Below are 24036 nucleotides of genomic sequence, written 5' to 3'. Positions count from 1 at the left end.
ATTACGAGCACGAGGCGATGACCGTTTCCAAAACCGCTGAAAAGTCCTCTGAAAAGCCTGGCGACGGGGCCAAGGGCCGCAAGGATGCCGCCGAGGGCCTGCCCGAAGCCCTCCAGCTCGGCGAGCTCTCGGAACAGCTCGGCTACGTGCTCAAGCGCGCCCAGCTCAAGGTGTTCGAGAACTTCTTGCGCTGCGTGGCCTCGCTCCAGCTGACGCCGGCGCAGTTTTCGGTGCTGCTGCTGGTGGAGAAGAACCCGGGCCGTAACCAGACCGAGATCGCCTCGACCCTCGGCATCCTCCGGCCGAATTTCGTCGCCCTGCTCGATAATCTCGAGAGCCGCGACCTCTGCGCCCGGATCCGCTCCACCAACGACCGCCGCTCGCACATTCTCGTTTTGACCGACAAGGGCAAGGCCGTGCTGACGCGCGCCAAGAAGCTCGTCGCCACCAAGCACGAGTCACGGCTGAACGAGCTGCTGGGCCAAGCCAACCGCGAAGCGCTGCTCGGGATGCTGTCGAAGATCGCAAACGAGTTTTGAGCCTCCGCCGTCATCGCCCGGTCAAGCCGGGCGATGACGGCGAACAAGCGGAATCAGCGGAGCAACAACGGCTGCTACCGGTCGCGCTCGGCCAGGGCACCTTCGATCGCGCGCACGACGAGCAGGGCCGATCGCTCGTCCAGGTGCACGCCGTCGGCCCAGCGCAGTTCGCCCGACGGCGGATCGATCGGCAGCCAACGCTCGCGATCCGGGAAGGCCGCGTGGACGATCGCCTTGCTCATCCTGACCATGCGCGAATCCTCGATCTCCGCCGCGAAGGGGATCTCGAGCAGGAAGGCGCGTGATCCCCGCCGCTCGATGTCGTCGATGAGCTGTCTGATGCGCGCCACGTTCGCGTGCGCCTGAGCGGTGGGGTCGTCGTCATTCATCTGTTGCACGGCACGGTCGAGATAGACCCTGTTGTCGAATGTGCTCGGCGGCTCCTTGAGCAGGCGATCCCGCTCGGCGCGCGCGTCTGCAGGATTCGGCGGCGTGTGATTCCACGTTTCATAGGCCGCAGCCGCCGTTCGCACCGGGCGCAGGAATAGCGTCTCGGTGCGCGCGCCGCCGGAAAATTTGGCGATCAGCGCGTCGTCGGGCAGGCGCGTGAGAACGTTGGTCTCGATCAGGACGATCTTCGGCAGGCTTTTCCGCTTCGCGACGATGTCCAGGCTGGTCACCGGCGAGCCGCCGGCGAGCGCGAGATTGCGGACGCGCGGGCGCGTGAAATATTCCTCCTTCAGACGCCAGGCGACCGAGCTGCCGACCAGCACGAGGTCAGGCACGGGCTCCCCGACATAGCGGTTGAGCGTGATGATGGTGCCGTCGCGGGTGGTGACGGTCGGCTGCTGCAGCCCGAAGCCGAAACGCGCGGTGGCAAGGCTGCAGGCGAGCAGCAGCGCCACCGCGACGCCCGCGCATTTGATCAGCCATGAAAGTCTCGGTGACTGCGGCATGGTCAGAACTGGAAATAGATGAAGGCGGCGTCCGGCCCGGCCTCGAGCCAGGCCATCGCCGCCAGCGCGCCATAGAGGTACGGCTCCCATCGCCGCAGCTTGCCCTCCAGGAGCGCACCGATGCCGAGGTGCTGGATCAGGACGGGGAGGGCGTAGAGCAGCGCCATGTTGCGGAACAGCTTTGTCGGATTGGGATTGTCAGTCGGCGCGAACATCCCTGCGAGATAGCCGAGCGCGTGATCGAAGTTCGGCAGCTTGAAGAAGATCCAGAGCATCGTCACGGAGAAAAACACCACGCCCATGCGGGCGACCCGCACCACAGGCCCGGCTTCGCCGAGAAATCTCAGGAACGGCCGCTCGACGACCAGCAGCAGGCCGTGCAGCATGCCCCACAGCGCGTAGCTCAGGCTCGCGCCATGCCAGAGCCCGCCGAGCGTCATCACGATCATCAGATTGAGGCAGGTCCGCGCCGGTCCCTTCCTGTTGCCCCCGAGCGGGATGTAGAGATAGGTCCTGAGCCAGGTCGACAGCGAGATGTGCCAGCGGGTCCAGAACTCGGAGAACGAGACCGCGATGTAGGGCAGGTCAAAGTTGACGGGCAGGCGGTAGCCGAACAGCAGCGCCAGGCCGAGCGCGATCGCCGAGTAGCCGAAGAAATCGGCATAGATCTGGTAGCTGTACAGGAACACGAGCAGCCAGCGGTCCGGCGTCGACACGGTCTCGTAGAGCGGATAGTCCATGTAGGACGTCATCTCGTTGAGATTGTTCGCGACGTAGAGCTTGAAGAAGAAGCCGGTCAGGACCCATTTTGCGGCCGCGACGACATCGACGTCAGCGAGCCGTTTGGGCGCGATCTGCGGCATGAACTGCCCCGCGCGGGTGATCGGCCCGGACACGAGCTGCGGGAAGAAGATGATGTAGAGGAACACCTCCCGCAAGCGTGGCGGCCGCTTCTCGCGCGTCAGGTCGACCAGCAGGCTGATATTGTGGAACACGAAAAACGAGATGCCGATCGGCAGCGGCAACCGCAGCAGCACATCCAGCGGTGCGACGCCGGTCGGGTGAACCGCGGCTAAGTCGATGAACAGCAGCTTGTATTTGAAGAACGCCAGCAGCGCGAGATTGAACACGATGCCGGCCGGCATCCAGAGCGCGCGGTTGTCGAACGCCAGCACCAGGCAGAGATAGGTTCCGAGCACGGCAAGCAGCAATAGCGGCAGCAGTTCCGGCTGGCCGGCGCCATAGAACACCAGGCTTGCGAGCACCAGCAGCTGAACCTGGAAGCGGCGCAACGGCGGCAAATAATAGGCGCCGAACACCACCGCAACGAAGATGCCGAACTGAAACGAAGTGAATGTCATGCCGCCCCGGATTGCCGGTCCGGGGATGTAGCATCTTCGCTCCCGCCATCCTAGTCTCCGGGCCAGCGGCTTGCTCGCGGCCCATCCTTCGAGACGCCCGCTTTGGCGGGCTCCTCAGGATGAGGTCTCGTTTCAAAACCTTGATCCAAACCCTACGCTCTAAGACCCTCATGGTGAGGAGCGCCGCCTTACGGCGCGTCTCGAACCACGAGGCCAAAGCAGGTTCACAGTCCTCAAGCGCCACATGCGGCGGCCTTGACCTTCCTGCCCTAATCCGCTCCTTTTGGCGCGACACAATGATCCCCCTCAGGGGAACGCCAAGACTACGCCAAGAGAACGCCAGGGTAAGCTTCCATGTCTTTCGTCCTCGCCATCGACCAGGGCACAACCTCCTCGCGCGCGATCGTGTTTCGCAGCGACATCTCGATTGCTTCGCGTGCGCAAGCCGAGTTTCCGCAGCATTTTCCGGCCTCAGGCTGGGTCGAGCACGAGCCGGAGGACATCTGGACCTCGACCGTGACGGTCTGCCGCGACGCAATCGAGAAGGCGGGCATCACGGCGAAGGACATCGCCGCGATCGGCATCACCAACCAGCGCGAGACCACGGTGGTGTGGGACCGCGCCACGGGACAAGCCGTGCACCGCGCCATCGTCTGGCAGGACCGCCGCACCGCCGACATCTGCGCGAAGCTCAAGCACGAGGGCTGCGAGCCCACGATCTCGCAGAAGACCGGCCTGATTATCGATCCCTATTTCTCCGGCACCAAGGTCGCCTGGATCCTGGACCACGTGCCCGGTGCGCGGGGACGCGCCGCCCGCGGCGAGCTGATGTTCGGCACCGTCGATTGCTACCTGCTGTGGCGCCTCACCGGCGGCAAGGTCCACGCCACCGATGCCACCAATGCCTCGCGCACGCTGCTGTTCAACATCCACACCGGACAGTGGGACGACGAGCTGCTCGATATCATCGGCGTGCCGCGCTCGATGCTGCCCGAGGTGAAGGACTCCTCTGCCCATTTCGGCGAGAGCACGCCGGACCTGTTCGGCGGCGCGATCGCGATCTCCGGCATCGCCGGCGACCAGCAGGCCGCGACCATCGGGCAAGCCTGCTTTCGTCCGGGGATGATGAAGTCGACCTACGGCACCGGTTGTTTCGCCCTGCTCAACACCGGCACCACGCCTATCGTCTCGAAGAACAAGCTGCTCACCACCATCGCCTACCAGCTCGGCGGCAAACGCACCTACGCGCTCGAAGGCTCGATCTTCGTTGCAGGCTCCGCCGTGCAGTGGCTGCGCGACGGCCTCGGCATCATCAAGCACGCCGCCGAAACCGGACCGCTCGCCGATCAATCCGACTCCATGCAGAGCGTCTATCTGGTCCCGGCCTTCGTCGGCATGGGCGCGCCCTACTGGAATCCGCGCGTCCGCGGCGCCCTGTTCGGCCTCACCCGCAACACCGGCCCGGCCGAGCTTGCCCACGCCGCACTCGAAAGCGTCTGCTACCAGACCTTCGATCTCTGGGCCGCGATGCGCGCGGACTGGCCGAGCTCGGAAATCGCGAGCGTCGTGCTGCGCGTCGATGGCGGCATGACCGCGTCGGACTGGACCATGCAGCGTCTCGCCGATCTCCTGGACGCGCCGGTCGATCGCCCCGTGATCCAGGAGACCACCGCGCTGGGTGCGGCCTATCTCGCCGGGCTCCAGGCCGGCGTCTATCCCGAGCCGACCAAATTCGCCGACAATTGGCGGCTCGAGCACCGCTTCAAGCCGAACATGAGCCAGGCCACGCGCGATCGAAAGCTCGCCGGCTGGGCCCGCGCGGTGAAGGGCGTGCTGGCGAGCGACGAGGGGGAATAGCGGGCGCGTTGCGCCCCAATCAACAACAACGGGAGAAGACAATGAACACGGATCTCAACCGGGTCATCCAAAAGCTCTGCGGCGCTGCGATCTGCACCGCGCTGCTCGCCTCGCCAGCCCTCGCGCGCGACAAGCCGAACCCGCTCGGCAGCGCGCGGCAAACCAAATCCGACGTCGCCGGTCTCAACGCCCCCGCCCGGATCCTGGTCGACGTCTGGGGCATTCCGCACATCTATGCCGGCAACGAGCACGACCTGTTCTTTCTGCAGGGCTTCAACGCCGCGCGCGACCGGCTCTGGCAGATCGATCTTTGGCGCAAGCGCGGCCTGGGCCTGCTCGCCAGGGATTTCGGCCAGGTCTATGCCGAGCAGGACAAGGCACTGCGGCTGTTTCTCTATCGCGGCGACATGAATGCGGAGTGGGCGGCCTACGGCCCCAAGGCAAAGACCTATGCGGACGCCTTCGTTGCCGGCGTCAACGCCTATGTCGCCGACGTGCGCGCGGGAAAACGTCCGCTGCCGACCGAGTTCAGGATCGCCGGCACCATGCCGGATCTTTGGGTCGCCGATGACGTCGTCCGCATCCGCAGCCACGGCCTGACCCGCAACGTCGCCTCCGAAGTGAAGCGCTCGCTGGTCGCGTGCGCCGCCGGCCTCGATGCCGATCGGTTTCGCGTCAAGCTCGAACCGGCCTGGACCACGAAAATCCCCGATGGGCTCGACCCCTGCAGCGTGCCGAAGGCCGTGCTCGCGGCCTACGATCTCGCGACCCGCCCGGTGGCCTTTGCCGCGCCAAAGGACCAGAAGGCCGCGCTCGCGCACGATCCCGACAAATACCTCACTCAAGCCGATCAGCAGCGCGACACCATCGGCTCCAACAACTGGGTGATCGCGGCTTCGCGCACCGCGACGGGCCGTCCGATCCTCGCCAACGATCCGCATCGCGAGCACAGCGTGCCCTCGCTCCGCTACATCGTCGGGCTCAATGCGCCCGGCATCTCCGTGATCGGCGCCGGCGAGCCGGCGCTGCCCGGCATCTCGATCGGCCACAATGGCACCATCGCCTTCGGCCTCACCATCTTCAACGTCGACCAGGAAGACCTCTACGTCTACGAGCTCAATCCGCAAAATCCCAACCAGTATCGCTACGGCAATGGCTGGGAGGACATGCGCATCGTCCACGAGAAGCAGCAGGTCAAGGGCGAGGCCGATCGCGATCTCGAGCTGAAGTTCACCCGCCACGGCCCCGTGATCTTCGTCGACGACGCCAACAAGCGCGCCTTCGCCGTGCGCTCGATCTGGTTCGAGCCCGGCACCTCGGCTTACTTCGGCTCGTCGGACTACATGACCGCAAAGGACTGGAACGGTTTCCTCGGCGCCATGCGGCGCTGGGGCGCGCCGTCGGAAAACCAGGTCTATGCCGACACCAAGGGCAATATCGGCTGGGTCGCCGCCGGCAAGACGCCGCGCCGCCTCAACTTCGACGGCCTCATGCCGGTGCCCGGCGATGGCCGTTATGAATGGCAGGGATTCTTGTCGCTCGACGAGCTGCCGAAATCGTATCAGCCCAAGCAGGGCTTTTTCGCCACGGCGAACCACATGAACCTGCCGCCCGATTATCCCGTCAACGAGCGCAGGGTCGGCTTCGAATGGTCCGACAGCGCGCGCTGGCAGCGCATCACCGACGTGCTCGCGGCCAACAGCAAGGTGACGCTCGCCGACGCCATGGATCTGCAGAACGATGACACCGCCATGCTGGGACGCCGGCTGGTCAAGCTGCTGCAGCCGTTGTCGTCTGATGATGTCAACGTGAAGCAGGGTCTCGATCTGCTCAAGCCGTGGGACGCGCGCGATTCCGCCGACAGCGCCGCGGCGGCCGTGTTCGAGGTTTGGATCGCCAATCATCTCGGCCCCAGGCTGCTGAAAACCACGGCGCCCAAGGCGGCGGACCTGATCGCGCCCGAGGCCTCCAGCATTCCGGCGCTCGTCGCCGCGCTGGAATCGCCGGATGCGTCGTTCGGCGCCGATCCCGCAGCCGCGCGCGACCAGATTTTGCGCGACAGCCTGGGTACGGCCGTGGCCGATGTCGCCAGCAAGCTCGGTCCTGATGCCTCCACCTGGCGCTGGGGCCGGCTCCATGTCGCCAAATTCGATCACGCGCTGATGCCGCTCGCCGACAAGGCCACGGCGGCGCAACTATCGGTCGGCCCGCTCGCCTATGGCGGCGCCGCCAACGTGCCGCGCGCCGCCACTTATCGCCGCTCGGATTATCAGCTCACCGCGGGCGCCTCGTTCCGCATGGTGCTCGATGTCGGCAATTGGGATGCGAGCCGCACCATCAACACGCCCGGCCAGTCCGGCGATCCCTTCAGCGGCCACTACCGCGACCTCGCCCCGCTCTGGGCCACCGGCCAATACGTGCCGTTGCTCTACAGCCTCTCGGCGGTGGAAGCCGCCACCGCGGAAGCGATCACGCTGACGCCAAGGTGAGGGGCCTTCACCTCTCCCCGCTTGCGGGGAGAGGTCGGAACGCATCGAGAGATGCGTTCCGGGTGAGGGGGTACAGGTCTATCGACAGACAGAGCTCGCGGAGAGAGGCCCCTCACCCCAACCCTCTCCCCGTAAGAACGGGGAGAGGGAGCGCAGTCCCGTCACGGTCGCATGATTGCTCCACAGGAAACCGCCATGATCCTCCCCGACGGCTATTCCGACATCCCCGCCGGCAAGATCGCCGCAATCGTCGCCCATCTGGAGATGACCGCCCGTCCTCCGCACCGGAACGATCCACCCGGCGCGTGGATCATGCGCAAGGTCGATGCGGCCCCGCTTGATTGGTACCGCGATCTCTATCGCCGCGTCGGCGAGGAGTGGCTGTGGTTTTCGCGGGCGCGCATGACCGACGCCGAGCTCGCCGCAATCATCCACGCGCCGGGCATCGAAATCTACGCACTGGTCGTGGGCGGCCGCGATGAAGGCCTGCTCGAATTGGATTTCCGCCACCCCGGCCAGTGCGAGCTGGTCTATTTCGGCGTCACCGCAGGCCTGATCGGCACCGGCGCCGCCCGATTCCTGATGAACCGCGCGCTTGAGCGCGCGTGGTCTGGCGATGTGCGTCGCGTCTGGGTGCACACCTGCACCTTCGATCATCCGTCGGCAGTCGCGTTCTATCAGCGCTCAAGCTTCATCCCGTTCCGCCGCCAGATCGAGGTGGCGGATGATCCGCGCCTCGACGGCACGCTGTCGCGCGATGCGGCGAAGCACGTTCCGATCATCGAGTAGCGAGTGTGGGGCGCGGCTCCTTCCGTCATTGCGAGCGCAGCGAAGCAATCCAGTTTTGGCTCCGCGGAAAGATTCTGGATTGCTTCGCTGCGCTCGCAATGACGAGGCGTGAGCGTCGCCGTTCCTCCGCTAATTGTCAAAGTTCACCGCCGTCGTGTTGGCGCCGCAGACAAGTACCGCGATACGTTCGCCTACCGACGGCCGATAACGGCCGGAGAGCAATGCGGCAAACGCCGCCGCGCCGCCGGGCTCGGCGACCAGGCGCAGGCGCGACCATAGCGCGGCCTGGGCCTGCCGGATCGAATCGTCGCTGACGAGGACGACGCGCTCGACATGGGCGCGCGCGATCGGAAACATCAATTCTCCGACACGGCGCGGCGCGAGGCTGTCGGCGGCGAGGCCGCTGGCCGGCGCGTCGACCGGGGCTCCTGCCGCGAAGGCGGCGTGGAGGGTCGGTGAGAGCTCCGGCTCGACGGCAATGATGCGGGTCCGGCCGGCGGTCCATGCCGCGATGCCGCCGATCAGCCCGCCGCCGCCGACCGCCACCAGCAGCGTGTCGATGCCGGGCGCGTCCTGCTCCAGCTCCAGTCCGACACTGCCCTGGCCGAGCAGGGTTTCGATCTGATCGTAGGCATGAACGGCCATGGCGCCGGTCCGCGCGACATGCGCTTCGCTGGCCGCAAGCGCATCGGCGTAGCGGTTGCCCGCGATCACGAGCTCGGCGCCATAACCCTTGATCCGCTCGGCCTTGGCGGGCGAGGTGATGTCGGGCACGAAAATCGTGGCGGGAATTTTGAGCCGCTGCGCTGCATAGGCGACGGCGGCGCCATGATTGCCGCCGGATGCGGCGACGACACCGGCTTGCGGCACCTGCCGCAGCAGCAGATTGGCGAACGCCCCTCGCGCCTTGAACGATCCGGAATGCTGCAGCAGCTCGAGCTTGAAAATGACGGGCGCGGCCGGCAGGCCGAAATCGGCGAGGTCGGCTGCGAGCAGTGGCGTGCGCCGGATGTGCGGGCGGATAACGGCTTCCGTCGCCGCGATCCGCTCCCGGGTGATGTCTGATGTCACTGTCATGATGCGGTCCTTGATAGCGCATCCGGACGACGCTGTCGCGAGCGCCGTTGCGTCAGGCGCAATGCTCCATGTCCAGGATTGTCCTTGCGCGGTTGCGATGTTGTCGTGGAAACTGATCGGCCCTGCCTCATCTACCGCCAGAGAAGAGCGAGAACCATGTTCCTGATCGGCCAATATGATTCCCCCTTCGTCCGCCGCGTCGCAATTGCGCTGCGGCTTTACGGGCTCGGGTTCGAGCACAAGCCGTGGTCGACCTTCGGCGATGCCGACAGAATAGCGCCGTACAATCCGTTGCGCCGCGTGCCGACCCTGGTGCTCGATGACGGCGAAGCGCTGATCGAGAGCACGATCATTCTGGACTATCTCGACGAGCTCGTCGGGCCCGAGAAGGCGATGCTGCCGCGAAGCGGCGTCGAGCGGCGCCGGCATCTGCGGATTTGCGCGCTCGCGACCGGCCTCGGCGACAAGGCGGTCAGCCTGCTCTACGAACGCGTGCTGCGGAAGGAGCAGCTCGCGCTATGGGTCGAGCGCTGCCAGGCGCAGATCGGCGACGTGCTCGGCGTGCTGGAAGCCGAGCGCGCCAAGGTGACGACGCTGTACTGGCTGGGTGGCCGCATCGGCCATGCCGACATCGCAGTCGCCTGCGTCACACGCTTCACCCGCGAGGCGCATCCGCAACTGTTCGACACGGCGCGCTATCCGGCGTTGAGCGCACATGCCGATCGCTGCGAGGCGCTGGCGCCGTTCCAGGAGATATTGCAGCCGCTGGCGCCGCCGAAGGGGTGAGGGGCCCCGTCATTCCGGGGCGCGCCGCTTGGCGCGAGCCCGGAATCCATTCATCGGCGACACTTGCTGCACAATAGATTCTCAGATGCGCAATTGCGCATCATAGCTCGCGCTCCGCGCGCCCCGGAATGACACCAAGGTCCGCTACGCGAATCCCACCTTGATCAAAATGGTCAGAAAGGAGCCGCCGACGATCGCACAGACCGCGGCGCCGATCAGCGGCCCCAGCGCGCCTTCCCGGCTCGCAGGCTCCAGCACGGCCTGTCCCGGCTGGTCCGGATCGTAATAAACTTTGACATTCTGCCCGGGATGATATCGCGCCGCGGCCTTTTCCGCGACCTCGCGAAACCCGGAGATCATGGTGCCGCCCCAATCGACTTCGGTGCCGATGAAGTCGCGCTTGCCGACCCTGTAGGCGTAGCGCAGGGCGACCTGATAGCGATGTCGGAGCTCGGTGGTCGTCGGCTTATCGTCGTGATCGGTCTTCTCCTCGATGATCTCCTCGATCACGTCGCAACGGGTGATCCTGCCAGCTGTGGTCGGCCAGCGCAGGCTGGCGCTTGCGAGCCGGCGGGTCCTGACATATTCGGCGACGAGGAACACGCCGCCCACGAGCACGATGATCGGCAACGCGAACGCGAACAGCGGAACGCCCTTGTCGGCGTAGAGCACACGACCTGCAAGCGAATGCGCGGTCAGGGTCGCGGCAATGAAGCCGAGCACGATCGCGAACGCCACCAGCGCCGCGACGTTCTGCGCTTCGGCGGGCTCCAGTAGGGTTTCGGTCGGTTGCTTCGGATCGACGTAGACATCGACATGCGCCCCGACCGGATATCGTCCCGCCAGCTTTGCGGCGAGCACCCTTGTCGTGATGGTGGGCCCGCCGACAAAGATCTTGTCGCTTTCCAGCTCCTGGCCGCCGGCCTGATAGCGATAGCGGATGATGGGCCTGGCATCGTTCCGATCGTCCGAGGCGTGCGTCGCCGGCTGATCGACCCGGGAGACCGTGATGATGCCCTCGACCTTGTCCCAGCCCCGCGCGGCCTGCAACAGCCGCCACGTGCGGACCAGGCTGAACAGCATCAGTCCAAACAGCAGCACTGAGACGGCGGCGGCAATCTGCGTCCACATCAAGTGTTGGGCATCCAGCATTTGATTTCCTTGGCTCCCCGACGGCGACCGCCATTGGTCGCGGCGAACGCGCGTTGCGTTCACCGCGCTGTGGGGGAAACGCCGTGAAAGTGCGCAGCTGTGTGAAATGTGAGTTGGAAGGGCGGCGCTCCTCGCCCGCACTCCGTCATTGCGAGCGCAGCGAAGCAATCCAGAATCTCTCCGCGGCGGCACCCTGGATTGCTTCGCTGCGCTCGCAATGACGAGATCGGGGTGGAGAGCCTCTGCCGCTCGGCAAGCGAGATCTGCGATCCTGCCTTGATACAGGTGTTTTGCCCGACGGAGCAAGCGATTTCGGCAAGACCGAAAATCTCTCAAGCCCTTCAACCCCATCCCTACTGTGCATGGGGTTGTTTTTCGCTTTTGAGTGCGGGGAGGCCTACCCAGCCCCCACGCGCTTCTTCTGCCAGACCAGATGCACCGCGCAGGTGCAGCCGGGCGGATGCGAGGCGAGGTCCCTTGACGTCTCGTCGTTCGCGGGCGTCGCGGCAAAGGCCTTGTCGGCGTCCTCGCGCGGCGGGATGTAGTTCAGCACCGGCGCCAGCCAGCGCTCGGTCTCGGTGACCGACATGCCCTTGCGCGCGGCGTAGTCCTCGACCTGGTCGCGCTCGATCTTGCCGACGCCGAAATAATAGCTCTCGGGGTTCGCGAAATAGAGCCCGGACACGGACGAGCCCGGCCACATCGCAAAGCTCTCGGTCAGCTTCACGCCGGCGGTGGCTTCCGCGTCGAGCAGCTCGAACAGCGTCGCCTTCTCGGTGTGATCGGGCTGCGCCGGATAGCCGGGCGCGGGGCGGATGCCCTGATATTTTTCCAGGATCAGATCGTCGGTCGAGAGCGCCTCGTCCGGCGCATAGGCCCAGAACTCGCGGCGCACGCGGGCATGCATGCGCTCGGCAAAAGCCTCGGCCAGGCGGTCCGCCAACGCCTTGCACAGGATCGAGGAGTAGTCGTCATTGGCCATCTTGAAGCGGTCGGCGACCGCATCCTCGCCGATGCCGGCGGTGACGACGAAGCCGCCGACATAGTCGGGCACGCCCGCGGGCGCGATGAAGTCGGACAGCGCCGCGTTGAAGCGGCCCTCGCGCTTCTCGAGCTGCTGGCGAAGCGTGTGCAGCGTCGCGATTGCTTTGGTGCGGCTGTCGTCGGCATAGAGCACGATGTCGTCGCCTTGCGCGTTCGCCGGCCAGAAGCCAACGGTCGCGCGGGCGCGGAACCATTTCTCCTTAACGATCAGGTCGAGCATTTTCCGCGCGTCATCGTAGAGCGAGCGCGCGACTTCGCCGACCTTGGCATCGTTGAGAATCGCGGGGAAGCGGCCGGCGAGCTCCCAGGTCTGGAAGAACGGCGTCCAGTCGATATAGGGCACGAGCTCGGCCAGATCGTAGTCGTCAAAGCTCCTGGTGCCGAGGAAGGTCGGCTTCACCGGCTTGTTCGCGGCGAAGTCGACCGGCACGCGGTTCTTGCGGGCCACGTCCAGCTTCAGCCGCTTCTTGTCGGCCTGCGCGCGGAAATACGCGTCCGAGATCTTTGCGTATTCGGCGCGCACCTCGGCGGCATAGGCCTCGCGCTTCTCAGGGCTCAGCAGCGAGGACGCAACGCCGACCGCGCGGCTGGCGTCGTTGACGTGGACGACGGGACCGGCGCGATAGCTCGGGTCGATCTTCACTGCCGTGTGCACGCGGCTCGTGGTCGCGCCGCCGATCAGCAGCGGCAGCTTCAATCCTTCGCGCTGCAATTCGCCGGCGAAGAACGCCATCTCGTCGAGCGAGGGCGTGATCAGGCCGGACAAGCCGACGATGTCGGCCTTCTCCGCTTTCACCGTCTCGACGATCTTGGCCGCCGGCACCATCACGCCGAGGTCGATGACCTCGTAGTTGTTGCACTGGAGCACGATGCCGACGATGTTCTTGCCGATGTCGTGCACGTCGCCCTTCACGGTCGCGAGCACGATCTTGCCGGCCGAGCTCGAGCCTTCGGTGCCGATGCCGTTGGCGAGGTTGCGCGCCTTCTCCTCCTCCATGAACGGCATCAGCCAGGCCACCGCCTGCTTCATCACGCGCGCCGACTTCACCACCTGCGGCAGGAACATCTTGCCGTCGCCAAAGAGGTCGCCGACCACGTTCATGCCGGCCATCAGCGGGCCCTCGATCACGTCGAGCGGCCGCCTGGAGGCCTTGCGGGCTTCCTCGGTGTCCTGCTCGATGAACTCGGTGATGCCGTGCACCAGCGAATGCGACAGCCGCTTCTCCACCGGCCATTCGCGCCAGGCGAGATCGGCTTCCTTGCTCTCCGTCTTCTTGCCGCGGAATTTTTCCGCGAGCGCCAGCAGGCGCTCGGATGCGCCCGCGTCGCGATTGAGGACGACGTCCTCGCAGGTCTGGCGCAGCTCGGGATCGATGTCGTCGTAGACGATCATCTGTCCGGCATTGACGATGCCCATGTCCATGCCGGCCTTGATGGCGTGATACAGGAACACCGAGTGCATGGCCTCGCGCACCGGCTCGTTGCCGCGGAACGAGAACGACAGATTGGAGACGCCACCCGAGATGTGCGCGCCCGGCAGGTTCTTGCGGATCCAGCGCGTCGCCTCGATGAAGTCGACGCCGTAATTGTTGTGCTCCTCGATGCCGGTCGCGATCGCAAAGATATTCGGATCGAAGATGATGTCTTCCGGCGCGAAGCCGACGCGGTTCACCAAGATGTCGTAGGCACGCTTGCAGATCTCGGTCTTGCGCGCGAACGTGTCGGCCTGGCCGACTTCGTCGAATGCCATCACCACGACGGCCGCGCCGTGACGGCGGGCGATCCTGGCTTCGTGGATGAACTTGTCCTCGCCTTCCTTCATCGAGATCGAGTTGACGACCGGCTTGCCCTGCACGCATTTCAGGCCGGCCTCGATCACCGAGAATTTCGAGGAGTCGACCATCACCGGAACGCGGGCAATGTCGGGCTCGGCGGCGACGAGGTTGAGGAAGGTCACCATCGCGGCTTCCGAATCCAGCAGCCCTTCGTCCATGTTGACGTCGATGATCTGCGCGCCATTCTCGACCTGGTCGCGCGCGACCTGAAGTGCCGCGGTGTAGTCGCCGGCGGTGACGAGCTTGCGGAAGCGCGCCGAGCCGGTGACGTTGGTGCGCTCGCCGATGTTCACGAAGGGAATCGCGTCGGTCAGAATGAAGGGCTCGAGGCCGGAGAGCCGCAAGCGCGGTTCGATCTCCGGCACGATGCGCGGCTTGTGCGGCGCGACGGCCGCGGCGATCGCGGCGATATGGTCCGGCGTGGTGCCGCAGCAGCCGCCGACGATGTTGACGAGGCCGGACGCAGCGAACTCGCCGACCAGGCGGGCCATGTACTCCGGCGTCTCGTCATACTGGCCGAACTCGTTGGGTAGGCCGGCATTGGGATAAGCGCAGACCAGCGTATCGGCGACGCGGCCGATATCGGCGATATGCGCGCGGAGGTCTTCGGCGCCGAGCGCGCAGTTGAAACCGATGGTGACGGGCTTGGCGTGCCGCACCGAATTCCAGAATGCTTCCGGCAACTGGCCCGAGAGCAGGCGGCCGGATTTGTCGGTGATGGTGCCCGACACCATCACCGGCATGTCGATCCCGAGCTGTTCGGTGATCTCGGCGATCGCATAGAGCGCGGCCTTGGCGTTCAGCGTATCAAAAATGGTCTCGACCAGCAGCAGATCGACGCCGCCATCGATCAGGCCGCTGATCTGCTCGCCATAGGATTTGCGCAGATCATCGAAGGTGACGGCGCGGTAGCCGGGATTGGCGACGTCAGGCGAGATCGAGGCGGTGCGGTTGGTCGGTCCAATGGCGCCGGCGACGAAGCGCGGCTTGCCGTCTTCGGCGGCGACAAGCTTGGCGGCGTTGCCGGCGAGGCGGGCGCCTTCGCGCGCCATCTCGTAGACGATGTCGGTGAGGTCGTAATCGGCCTGCGCGATCGAGGTGGTCGAGAAGGTGTTGGTCGCAACGATGTCGGCGCCGGCGCGCAAGTAGGCGGCGTGGATATCCTCGATCGCCTGCGGCTGGGTCAGGATCAAGAGATCGTTGTTACCGCGCAGGTCGCGATGGAAATTCTTGAAACGCTCGCCGCGAAACGCGGCCTCGTCGAACTGGAGGTTCTGGATCATCGTGCCCATGGCGCCGTCGAGCACGAGGATGCGCTCGCGCGCGGCATTGATGAGGGCGGTTCGCTTGGGCGAGGTGGATACGGTCATGGTGTCTTAGGCCGCCTTCTGCGCGCTCTTGGCGCGAATGCCGAGCAAATGGCTGATCGCGAACACGAGATCGGCGCGGTTCATGGTGTAGAAATGGAAGGTGTCGACGCCGTGCTTGGCGAGCTTCTGCACCTGGCCGGCCGCGACGGTTGCGGCCACCAGCTTGCGGGTCTCGGCGTCGTCGTCGAGGCCCTCGAATTTCGCGGCGAACCAGTCCGGCACGGTGGTGCCGGCGCGGGTGACGAAGGCTCTCGCCTGCTTGAAATTGTGCATGGGCATGATGCCCGGCACGATCGGGATGTTGATGCCGCGGGCGCGGACGCGGTCGAGATAGCGGAAGTAGAGGTCGTTATCGAAGAACACCTGCGTAATCGCGCGCGTCGCACCGGCGTCGACCTTGGCCTTCAGCGTGTCGATATCGGCATCGAAGTCGCGCGCCTCGGGATGCTTCTCGGGGTAGGCCGAGACCGACACTTCGATGTCGGCGTGCCGCTTCTTGATCCCCGCAACGAGCGCGTCCGAACTCTGATAGCCGTCGGGATGGGCGGAGTAGGGCGTGCCGATGCCGCCGGCGGGATCGCCGCGCAGCCCGACGATGTGGCGGACGCCGACCTCGTGATAGCGGTCGACGATCTCGTCGATCTCGCCGCGCGAGGCGCCAACGCAAGTCAGGTGCGCAGCCGGCAGCAGCGCAGTCTCTTTCAGGATGCGGGAGATGGTCGCGTGGGTGCGTTCGCGGGTCGAGCCGCCGGCGCCGTAGGTCACCGAGACGAATTTCGGGTCGAGCGGGGCCAGCCGGTTGATGGTCTCCCAGAGATTCCGCTCCATATCTTCGGTCTTGGGCGGAAAGAACTCGAAGGAGATCGCAGGCCGCCTTGTGGCGAGGTGCCCGTCTTGCCCGGCAGGCGTCGTCAAATCGGTCATGGCACCACTCACTCCAGGCCACTCGCCAGCGATCTGGCGGCGGCGGTCGGGTCTCACTTTGGAGGGGCTAAGATAGGGCAAAGGCAGGTTTCTCGACAGCCCATCGGAGATGGGAAATGGCCCACTTTTGGTAAGATCATGTCGAATATCGCGATAGGGAGGATCGGAGTGGGAAATGGCCTTAAGAGATATATTATACAATAATATCAGTAATGTAGCTCTATCTTAGTCACAGATAAAGTCGATCCGTGAGAGGTGGGCAGAATGAATTCCGTATTACGTCTGTTGCATCTGTCCCAACGTCCCGCTCTTGCCGCCCGTGCGGCCTCTCCGTCCGCACACGCCAGACCTGCGCTGTTCGCCCATTGCCGCCGAGCGGCCCTCCACTACGTTAGCGCGCCATGATCCCGCTCTCAGTCCTCGACCTCTCCGTCGTCACATCAGGCACAAAGCCCGCTGCGGCGCTGCGCAACAGCATCGACCTGGCGCGCCATGTCGACGGACTCGGTTATGTCCGCTACTGGCTCGCCGAGCACCATAACCTCGCCTCGGTTGCGAGCCCGGCGCCCGACGTGATGATCGGGCAGATCGCGGCGGTGACGAAACACATCCGAGTCGGCTCCGGCGGCGTGATGCTGCCCAACCATGCGCCGCTGGTGGTGGCGGAGCGCTTCAAGATGCTGGAGGCATTGTTTCCCGGCCGCATCGACCTCGGCCTCGGCCGCGCTCCCGGCACTGATGGCGCTACGGCCTATGCCCTGCGAAGCCGGCTCGACCGTCGCGAGGGCGACGATTTCCTGGAGCGGCTTCACGAATTGATCCTGTGGGAGACCCGCGAATTCCCCTCGGGCCATCCCTACCACAACGTCGTCGCCATGCCTGATGACAGTCCGCTGCCGCCGATCTGGTTGCTCGGCTCCAGCGATTATTCGTCGGAGCTTGCCGCGCAAGTCGGTATGGGCTTCGCCTTCGCGCATCATTTCGCGTCTCACGATGCGATCGATGCGATGGTGCACTATCGCAACCGCTTCCAGCCCTCGGCCTGGCGAGCGACCCCGCATGCGATCCTTGCGGTCGCTGTCATCACGGCGGATACCGACGAAGAGGCCGAAAAGCTCGCCACGTCTTTTGACCTCAACCGCCTGCGCCGCGACCGCGGTCAATATCTGCCGCTGCCAAGCGTCGAGGAAGCGCTGGCCTACCCCTATACGGATTCCGAGCGCGTCTCGATCACGCGCAACCGCTCGCGCCTGTTCGTCGGCAATCCGGTGACGGTGCAGAAGAAGCTTCAGCCGCTGATGGATTCGAGCAAGCCGGACGAGTTGATGGTGATCACGGCCGTGTACGACCACGAAGCGCGCAAGAGGTCGTATTCGCTGCTCGCGGAGGCATTCGGGCTGGCGAAGCAGGCAGCGTAAGTCCCGGCTCGCGCTTCACGCGTCCGAGACCTAATCCTGCTGCGTCTCGCTGAACGTCGCCCGAAACGGATGGCCGGGATACACGCCGACGATGCGGAATTCGCGCGAGAAGAATTTTAGCTCCTCGATCGCAAACGCAAGGCTTTTGTCTTCAGGGTGGCCGTCGACATCAGCATAAAACTGCGTGGCGAAGAAATTGCCGTCGACCATGTAGCTCTCGAGCTTGGTCATGTTGACGCCGTTGGTGGCAAAGCCGCCGAGCGCCTTGTAGAGCGCGGCGGGGAGGTTGCGCACGCGAAATACAAAAGTGGTGACCAGCGGGCCAGAGCCTTGTGGCGCCCATTTCGGCTCGCGCGCCAGCACCACGAAGCGCGTGGTGTTGTGGGCCTCGTCCTCGATGTCCTCAGCGAGGATGTCGAGGCCGTAGATCTGCGCGGCCAGGCGCGAAGCGATCGCGGCGACGGTCTTGTCCTTGCGCTCGGAAATGTCGCGGGCGCTGCCGGCGGTGTCGGCGTGCACGATGCCCTTGATGCCGAGCTTGCGGATGATGCGGCGGCACTGGCCGAGCGCATGCACATGGCTCTCGACGGATTTGATGTCGGACAGCTTCGTGCCCTTCACCGCCATCAATTGATGCCGGACCGGCAGGAACCATTCGCCGATGATGAAGAGGCCTGAGGCCGGAAGCAGATGATGGATGTCGGCGACGCGGCCGGCAACCGAATTCTCGATCGGGATCATCCCGAGATCGGCTTCGCCCGAGGAGATCGCCGACAGCGCGTCCTCGAAAGTGGCGCAGGGCATCGGCTCGGCGTCGGGATAGGCCTCGACAATGGCGATATGGGAATTGGCGCCAGGCTCGCCCTGGAATGCGATTTTCAGCTTGCTCATGACGGGCCTTGTAGCAGCGGCTCAGGATTTGGAAAGGATGCCGCGGGCGGTCTCGAGGTCCGCCGGCGTGTCGACCCCGCGCGGCACGGTGTCGACGATGGTGAAGTCGATGCGCATCCCGGCCTCCAGCGCCCGCAGCTGCTCGAGCTTCTCCTGCAGCTCCAGCGGCGACGGCGGCAGCGAAACGTAGCGCTCGAGCGCGGCGCGGCGATAGGCGTAGAGGCCGATATGGTGGTAGCGCGGTCCGTCGCCGGTCGGCGCGGTGGCGCGGGTGAAATAAAGTGCGCGCATCCGCTTACCCCCGAGCGGGGTTCCGATCGCCTTCACGACGCTCGGCGCGAGATCCTCCTCGTCGGTGTGGATCTGCGAAGCCAGCGTGGCGATGTCCACGGCCGGGTCTTCCAGCGGCGGCAGCACCTCGCGGATATTATCGATCGTGATCGTCGGGAAATCGCCCTGGAGATTGACCACGATCTCGGCCTTGCCGTCAGGATCGAGCTTCTGCATGGCTTCGTGGATGCGGTCGGACCCGGACGGATGCTCCGCGCGGGTCATCACCGCTTCGCCGCCATGGGCGGTCACGACCGCGGCGATCTCCGCCGTATCGGTTGCCACCGCGACACGGCCGATGCCGGCGGCCTCGGCGCGCCGCATCACATGCACGATCATCGGCAAGCCTGCGATATCGGCGAGCGGCTTGCCGGGCAGGCGGGTGGCGGCCATGCGGGCCGGGATCAGCACCAGGATGCGGGGATCGGTCATTGGTTCAAGGGCCTGGAAGCGGGACGTTTTCCGCATCGGGAAATGGGGTGGGGATGGGCTGGAAGCCGGGTCGCTTATACGGGTTGCCAGACCCCGGGCAAACCGATATCTGAATGGCAAAACTCGGGGAAACAATAAGGAACGTTTGATTCTCCGAGGCTCGTCCTGGCGGCCGCCCGGCTGCTATTTCCTTCTTGCGGTGTGGGGCCTAGCCGGAAATGGACTCTTTCGAACTGAACAAGATCCTCGGTGCCGTGCTCGGCACCTGTCTCGTTTTGCTGGTGACCAGCTTCACCGCGCAGGCGCTGTTCTCGCCAAAAATGCCGGAAAAGCCGGGCTTCGAGATCGCCGTGAAGGAAGAAGCCGGCGACAAGGGTGGCGCCGCCGCGGCCGCAGCCCCGTCCGAGCCGATCGAAAAGCTGCTCCAGACCGCCTCCGTCGAGAAGGGCGCCTCCGCCGCCAAGAAGTGCGCCGCCTGCCACACTTTCGAGAAGGGCGGTCCCAACCGGGTCGGTCCGAACCTTTACGGCATCGTTGGCGACCACCGCGGCGAAGGCCGCAACGGCTTCAACTTCTCGGCTGCGATGAAGGCCAAGGGCGGCACCTGGACCATCGACGAGCTGAACAAGTTCATCGCCAATCCGAAGGGCGACATCCCCGGCACCGCGATGGGTTTTGCCGGCATTCCGAAGGACAGCGAGCGCGCCGACGTCATCGCCTATCTGAACAGCCTCTCCGACAGCCCGAAGCCGCTCCCGACCGCGGCGAAATAAGGCTCTTCGGTCTCGATCTCAGATGTACGGCCAGGCTGAAAAGCCTGGCCGTTTCCATATCTGGCCTCGCGGCGTTGTTATCGGGGCGTTTCGCCGCAGCGAACCGCCCGGCGGGGCTTCCAAGATGAGGAAAAAGCAACATATTCGGTCGAAACCTCGCCTATATTGAGCACTTAAAGGGGTAACCTCCTTCAAGACAGGGATGTTGATTTGGCCATTACCCGACGCGATCTCTTGCTCTCCGGCGCCGCAGTCGCCGCGCTTCCCGCCCTCGGTTCCGCAGCCGGCGTTTCCGTCATCGGCGCGGCCGAGGCGCAATCGGCGGGTGAGCTATCTTCGAATGGCCTGCCCTGGCGCCATGCGCTGTCACTGTTCGGGAAGGTCAAGTATCCGGCCGACTTCAAGCGGTTCGACTACGTCAATCCGGACGCGCCCAAAGGCGGCTTCGCGCGCCAGATCGCCGTCGGTACCTTCGACAATTTCAATATCGTCGTATCAGGTGTGAAGGGGCAGGTCTCTGGTGCCATTGCCTTCATCTACGAATCCCTCACGACCCCCGCGCTCGACGAGGTCTCGACCGAATACGGCGCGCTGGCCGAAGCCGTGAGCCATCCGGACGATTTCTCCTTCGTCACCTATCGTTTGCGGCCACAGGCCAAATGGCATGATGGCAAGCCGGTCACCGTCGAGGACGTGATCTTCTCGCTCGATTCCTTCAAGAAGCACCACCCGATGTACTCGGCCTATTACAGCCATGTGGCGAAGGCTGAGAAGGTCGGTGAGCGCGACGTGAAATTCGTATTCGATGCACCGGGCAACCGCGAACTGCCGCAGATCGTCGGGCAACTCACGGTCCTGCCCAAGCATTGGTGGGAGGGAACGGACGCGCAAGGCCGCAAGCGCGATGTCTCAGCGACCACGCTTGAAGTGCCCCTGGGCTCCGGCCCTTACAAGGTCAAGGAATTCGTTGCCGGACGGTCGATCGCGCTGGAGCGCGTCAAGGACTATTGGGGCCGCGACCTCGCCGCCAATGTGGGCCGTAACAATTTCGACGAGCTGCGCTACGAGTATTTCCGCGATGCCACTGTCGCGATCGAGGCTTTCAAGGCCGATCAGGTCGATTGGCGCACCGAGAACAGCGCCAAGAACTGGGCGACCGCCTACGAATTCCCGGCCGTGAGCGAAAAGCGCGTGATCCTTGAGGAGTTCGCCAATCGCAGCTCGGGCGTGATGCAGGCCTTCGTGCCGAACCTGCGCCGCGCCAAGTTCAGCGATCCCCGCGTTCGCCGTGCGCTCAACTTCGCCTTCGACTTCGAGGAGATGAACAAGCAGCTCTTCTACGGTCAGTACAAGCGCATCAGCAGCTATTTTGACGGCCTCGACGAGCTCATGGCGACGGGATTGCCAGAGGGGAAAGAGCTCGAAATCCTCGAGACGGTTCGCGCCCACGTTCCGCCCGAAGTCTTCACGACGCCCTACACCAATCCGGTCGGCGGCAGTCCGGAAGCGGTGCGCGACAATCTCCGCGAAGCGCTGCGCTTGTTCAAGGAGGCCGGCTACGAGGTGCGCGACCGCAAGCTGATCGACGTCAAGAGCGGCACCCAGTTCTCTCTTGAATTGATGAACTCAGATCCGAGCTTCGAGCGGGTTACCCTGTTCTACAAGCCGTCGCTGGAACGGCTCGGCATTGCCGTCAGCGTGCGGACGGTCGACCCGACCCAATACGAGAACAGGACGCGCGAGTGGGATTTCGACATCGTCACCAACTCCTGGGGCGAGTCGCAGTCGCCGGGCAACGAGCAGCGCGAGTTCTGGTCGTCGAAGACGGCCGACATCGCCGGCTCGCGCAATATCGCCGGCATCAAGAATCCGGCGATCGACAAGCTGATCGAGCGGCTGATCTACTCCAGGGATCGCGATGATCTCGTCGCCGCCACGAAGGCGCTGGACCGTGTGCTGCTGTGGAACCACTACGTCGTGCCGCAGTGGACCTATACGAAGGTGCGCACGGCGCGCTGGGATCGCTTCGGTCGGCCGGCGGAATTGCCCAAATACGGCCAGTCCGGCTTCCCATTCGTCTGGTGGTACGACGCAGACAAGGCGGCGCGGATCGCAAAGAAGTCGTGAAGGACATTTCCCGCATGGCGCAGCTTTCACGCCGGCATGTGCTGGTCCTCGGTGTCGGCGGCGCATTCAGCGCTGCCGCACTCCGCAACGCGGCGGCGTCCGAGGGGCCCGCCGAAGCTCACGGCATCTCGGCGTTTGGCGACCTCAAGTATCCCGCCGACTTCCACCATTTCGGCTACGTCAATGTCGATGCGCCGAAGGGCGGCGCGTTCTCGCTGATCCCGTCGGTGCGGGCCTACAATCAGTCCTATTTCACGTTCTCTTCGCTCAACGCCTACATCCTGAAGGGTGAGGGTGCGCAGGGCATGGACATGACCTTCGCGCCGTTGATGGCACGCGCCAATGATGAGCCCGACGCGATGTACGGGCTTGCGGCGAAATCGGTGCGGATCTCGCCCGACAAGCTGACCTACACCTTCACGATGCGCCCCGAGGCCCGCTTCCACGACGGTGCCAGGCTCACCGCGCATGACGTCGCGTTCTCGCTCAATACGCTGAAGGAGAAGGGCCATCCGCTGATCGTCGTGCAGCTCCGCGATTTCGTGAAGGCCGAGGCACTGGACGACGCCACCGTGGCCGTGAGCTTCGCGCCGAGCCGCGCGCGCGACGTGCCGCTCTATGTTGCGAGCCTTCCGATCTTCTCGAAAGCCTATTACGCCACGCGCGCTTTCGATGAATCGACGCTCGATACGCCGGTGGGTTCCGGCCCGTACAAGGTCGGCAGGTTCGAGGTCAACCGCTACATCGAATACGAGCGCGTCAAGGACTGGTGGGGCGCCGACCTGCCGGTCTGCCGCGGCAGCTACAATTTCGACACGGTGCGCTACGAATTCTACCGCGACCGCGACGTCGCCTTCGAAGGCTTCACCGGCAAGAACTATCTGTTTCGCGAGGAGCTCACGGCGCGCATCTGGGCCACCCGTTATGATTTTCCGGCGGTGAAGGACGGTCGCGTCAAGCGCGAGCAGCTGCCGGACGAGACCCCGTCGGGCGCACAGGGCTGGTTCATCAATCTTCGTCGCAACAAATTCAGCGATCCGCGGGTGCGGGAGGCGCTGATCTACGCCTTCGATTTCGAGTGGACCAACAAGTCGATCATGTACGGCGCCTACGCGCGCACTCACTCGCCGTTCCAGAACTCCGACATGATGGTGTCCGGCCCGCCTTCGCCGGAAGAGCTCGCACTGCTGGAGCCCTTCCGTGGCAAGGTGCCCGACGACGTATTCGGGCAGCCCTTCGTGCCGCCGGTGTCCGACGGCTCCGGCCAGGATCGCGCTCTGCTGCGCAGGGCGGGCGAGCTGCTCAACGACGCCGGCTACGTCATCAAAGACCGCAAGCGGGTGCTGCCCAATGGCGAGCCCTTCACGATCGAGTTCCTGAACGACGAGCAGTCGATCCAGCCGCATCACGGGCCTTACTTGAAGAACCTCGCGACGCTCGGCATCGACGCCACGTTCCGCCTGGTCGATGCCGTGCAGTACCGCGCGCGGCTCGAGGATTTCGATTTCGACATGACGATCGAACGCTTCTCGATGTCGGCGACGCCCGGAGACGCCATGCGGGCGTTCTTCTCCTCGCAAGCTGCCAAGACCAAGGGCTCGTACAATCTCGCCGGCATCTCCGACCCGATCATCGACGCGCTGATCGAGAAGATCATTGCCGCCCAGACCCGGGCGGAGCTGACGACGGCCTGCCGGGCGTTCGACCGCGTGTTCCGGGCCGGGCGCTATTGGGTGCCGCAATGGTATGCGAACTTCCATCGCGTGGCCTATTGGGACCAGTTCAGCCATCCCGACAAACCGCCGAAATATGCGCAAGGCGTCGGTGCACCTGAGAATTGGTGGTCCGACCGCGCCAAGGCAGCCAAGCTCGAGCAGGCGAAATAA

The 24036-nt window shown here is 64.8% G+C and carries 17 protein-coding genes; 9 read left to right on the top strand and 8 right to left on the bottom strand.

Going from position 1 to position 24036, the window contains the following annotated elements; all coding sequences use genetic code 11:
• Positions 1 to 17: 17 nt before the first annotated feature.
• Positions 18 to 539: a MarR family winged helix-turn-helix transcriptional regulator gene (locus tag FXB38_RS34010; protein WP_148755312.1), complete on the top strand. Its 522-nt coding sequence runs from the start codon at positions 18 to 20 to the stop codon at positions 537 to 539.
• Positions 540 to 613: 74 nt separating this feature from the next.
• On the opposite strand, the gene FXB38_RS34005 is transcribed toward FXB38_RS34010, so the two are convergent.
• Positions 614 to 1444: a hypothetical protein gene (locus FXB38_RS34005; protein ID WP_148755311.1), complete on the bottom strand. Its 831-nt coding sequence runs from the start codon at positions 1442 to 1444 to the stop codon at positions 614 to 616.
• A 53-nt stretch (positions 1445 to 1497) separates the two neighbouring features.
• Positions 1498 to 2856 carry an MBOAT family O-acyltransferase gene (locus tag FXB38_RS34000; protein WP_148755310.1) on the bottom strand — a complete coding sequence of 453 codons (1359 nt, stop codon included), beginning with the start codon at positions 2854 to 2856 and terminating at the stop codon, positions 1498 to 1500.
• A 354-nt stretch (positions 2857 to 3210) separates the two neighbouring features.
• Here FXB38_RS34000 and glpK point away from each other — a divergent pair, with 354 nt between their 5' ends.
• The 3 genes from glpK (at position 3211) to FXB38_RS33985 (ending at position 7991) form a co-directional block, all read left to right on the top strand.
• Positions 3211 to 4713: a glycerol kinase GlpK gene (gene glpK / locus FXB38_RS33995; RefSeq protein WP_148755309.1), complete on the top strand. Its 1503-nt coding sequence runs from the start codon at positions 3211 to 3213 to the stop codon at positions 4711 to 4713.
• A gap of 41 nt (positions 4714 to 4754) precedes the next feature.
• Positions 4755 to 7202 carry a penicillin acylase family protein gene (locus tag FXB38_RS33990; protein WP_148755308.1) on the top strand — a complete coding sequence of 816 codons (2448 nt, stop codon included), beginning with the start codon at positions 4755 to 4757 and terminating at the stop codon, positions 7200 to 7202.
• 195 nt (positions 7203 to 7397) lie between these two features.
• Positions 7398 to 7991: a GNAT family N-acetyltransferase gene (locus FXB38_RS33985; protein WP_148755307.1), complete on the top strand. Its 594-nt coding sequence runs from the start codon at positions 7398 to 7400 to the stop codon at positions 7989 to 7991.
• Between the two features lie 129 nt (positions 7992 to 8120).
• Here FXB38_RS33985 and FXB38_RS33980 read toward each other — a convergent pair whose 3' ends face one another.
• A complete protein-coding gene (locus FXB38_RS33980) occupies positions 8121 to 9068 on the bottom strand; it encodes a threonine/serine dehydratase (protein WP_148755306.1) in 948 nt (315 codons plus the stop codon).
• A gap of 156 nt (positions 9069 to 9224) precedes the next feature.
• On the opposite strand from FXB38_RS33980, the gene FXB38_RS33975 reads away from it, so the two are divergent.
• On the top strand, positions 9225 to 9854 hold the full coding sequence (locus FXB38_RS33975) for a glutathione S-transferase family protein (protein WP_148755305.1): 630 nt from the start codon (positions 9225 to 9227) through the stop codon (positions 9852 to 9854).
• 144 nt (positions 9855 to 9998) lie between these two features.
• On the opposite strand, the gene FXB38_RS33970 is transcribed toward FXB38_RS33975, so the two are convergent.
• The 3 genes from FXB38_RS33970 to metF all read right to left on the bottom strand — a co-directional run bounded on the left by FXB38_RS33970 (position 9999) and on the right by metF (position 16179).
• Positions 9999 to 11006, bottom strand: coding sequence for a DUF3592 domain-containing protein (locus tag FXB38_RS33970; RefSeq protein ID WP_148755304.1), 1008 nt, complete (start codon positions 11004 to 11006; stop codon positions 9999 to 10001).
• Between the two features lie 397 nt (positions 11007 to 11403).
• The gene (gene metH / locus FXB38_RS33965) at positions 11404 to 15255 is read right to left on the bottom strand and encodes a methionine synthase (protein ID WP_148755303.1); all 3852 of its coding nucleotides are present in this window, start codon (positions 15253 to 15255) and stop codon (positions 11404 to 11406) included.
• Between the two features lie 6 nt (positions 15256 to 15261).
• Positions 15262 to 16179, bottom strand: a complete 918-nt coding sequence (metF, locus tag FXB38_RS33960; RefSeq protein ID WP_187435329.1) for a methylenetetrahydrofolate reductase [NAD(P)H] — start codon at positions 16177 to 16179, stop codon at positions 15262 to 15264.
• Positions 16180 to 16580: 401 nt separating this feature from the next.
• On the opposite strand from metF, the gene FXB38_RS33955 reads away from it, so the two are divergent.
• Positions 16581 to 17597, top strand: coding sequence for an LLM class flavin-dependent oxidoreductase (locus FXB38_RS33955; RefSeq protein WP_148755301.1), 1017 nt, complete (start codon positions 16581 to 16583; stop codon positions 17595 to 17597).
• 30 nt (positions 17598 to 17627) lie between these two features.
• Here the strand turns inward: FXB38_RS33955 and FXB38_RS33950 are convergent, their stop codons facing one another.
• Positions 17628 to 18488, bottom strand: a complete 861-nt coding sequence (locus FXB38_RS33950) for a prephenate dehydratase (protein ID WP_148755300.1) — start codon at positions 18486 to 18488, stop codon at positions 17628 to 17630.
• 21 nt (positions 18489 to 18509) lie between these two features.
• Complete coding sequence (locus FXB38_RS33945) at positions 18510 to 19250, bottom strand: 3-deoxy-manno-octulosonate cytidylyltransferase (protein ID WP_148755299.1); 741 nt, start codon at positions 19248 to 19250, stop codon at positions 18510 to 18512.
• 218 nt (positions 19251 to 19468) lie between these two features.
• Between FXB38_RS33945 and FXB38_RS33940 the strand changes: the two genes are divergently transcribed.
• The 3 genes from FXB38_RS33940 (at position 19469) to FXB38_RS33930 (ending at position 24036) form a co-directional block, all read left to right on the top strand.
• Positions 19469 to 20023, top strand: a complete 555-nt coding sequence (locus tag FXB38_RS33940; RefSeq protein WP_148755298.1) for a c-type cytochrome — start codon at positions 19469 to 19471, stop codon at positions 20021 to 20023.
• 210 nt (positions 20024 to 20233) lie between these two features.
• Positions 20234 to 22150, top strand: coding sequence for an ABC transporter substrate-binding protein (locus FXB38_RS33935; protein ID WP_148755297.1), 1917 nt, complete (start codon positions 20234 to 20236; stop codon positions 22148 to 22150).
• A gap of 14 nt (positions 22151 to 22164) precedes the next feature.
• A complete protein-coding gene (locus FXB38_RS33930; protein ID WP_148755296.1) occupies positions 22165 to 24036 on the top strand; it encodes an extracellular solute-binding protein in 1872 nt (623 codons plus the stop codon).

Origin of the sequence: Bradyrhizobium cytisi, assembly GCF_008123515.1 — a bacterium.
In the GTDB taxonomy this organism is placed as follows: Bacteria; Pseudomonadota; Alphaproteobacteria; order Rhizobiales; family Xanthobacteraceae; genus Bradyrhizobium; species Bradyrhizobium cytisi.
The sequence above is the reverse complement of the archived record's forward strand: the minus strand, read 5'-3'. Positions and strand labels throughout refer to the sequence as shown.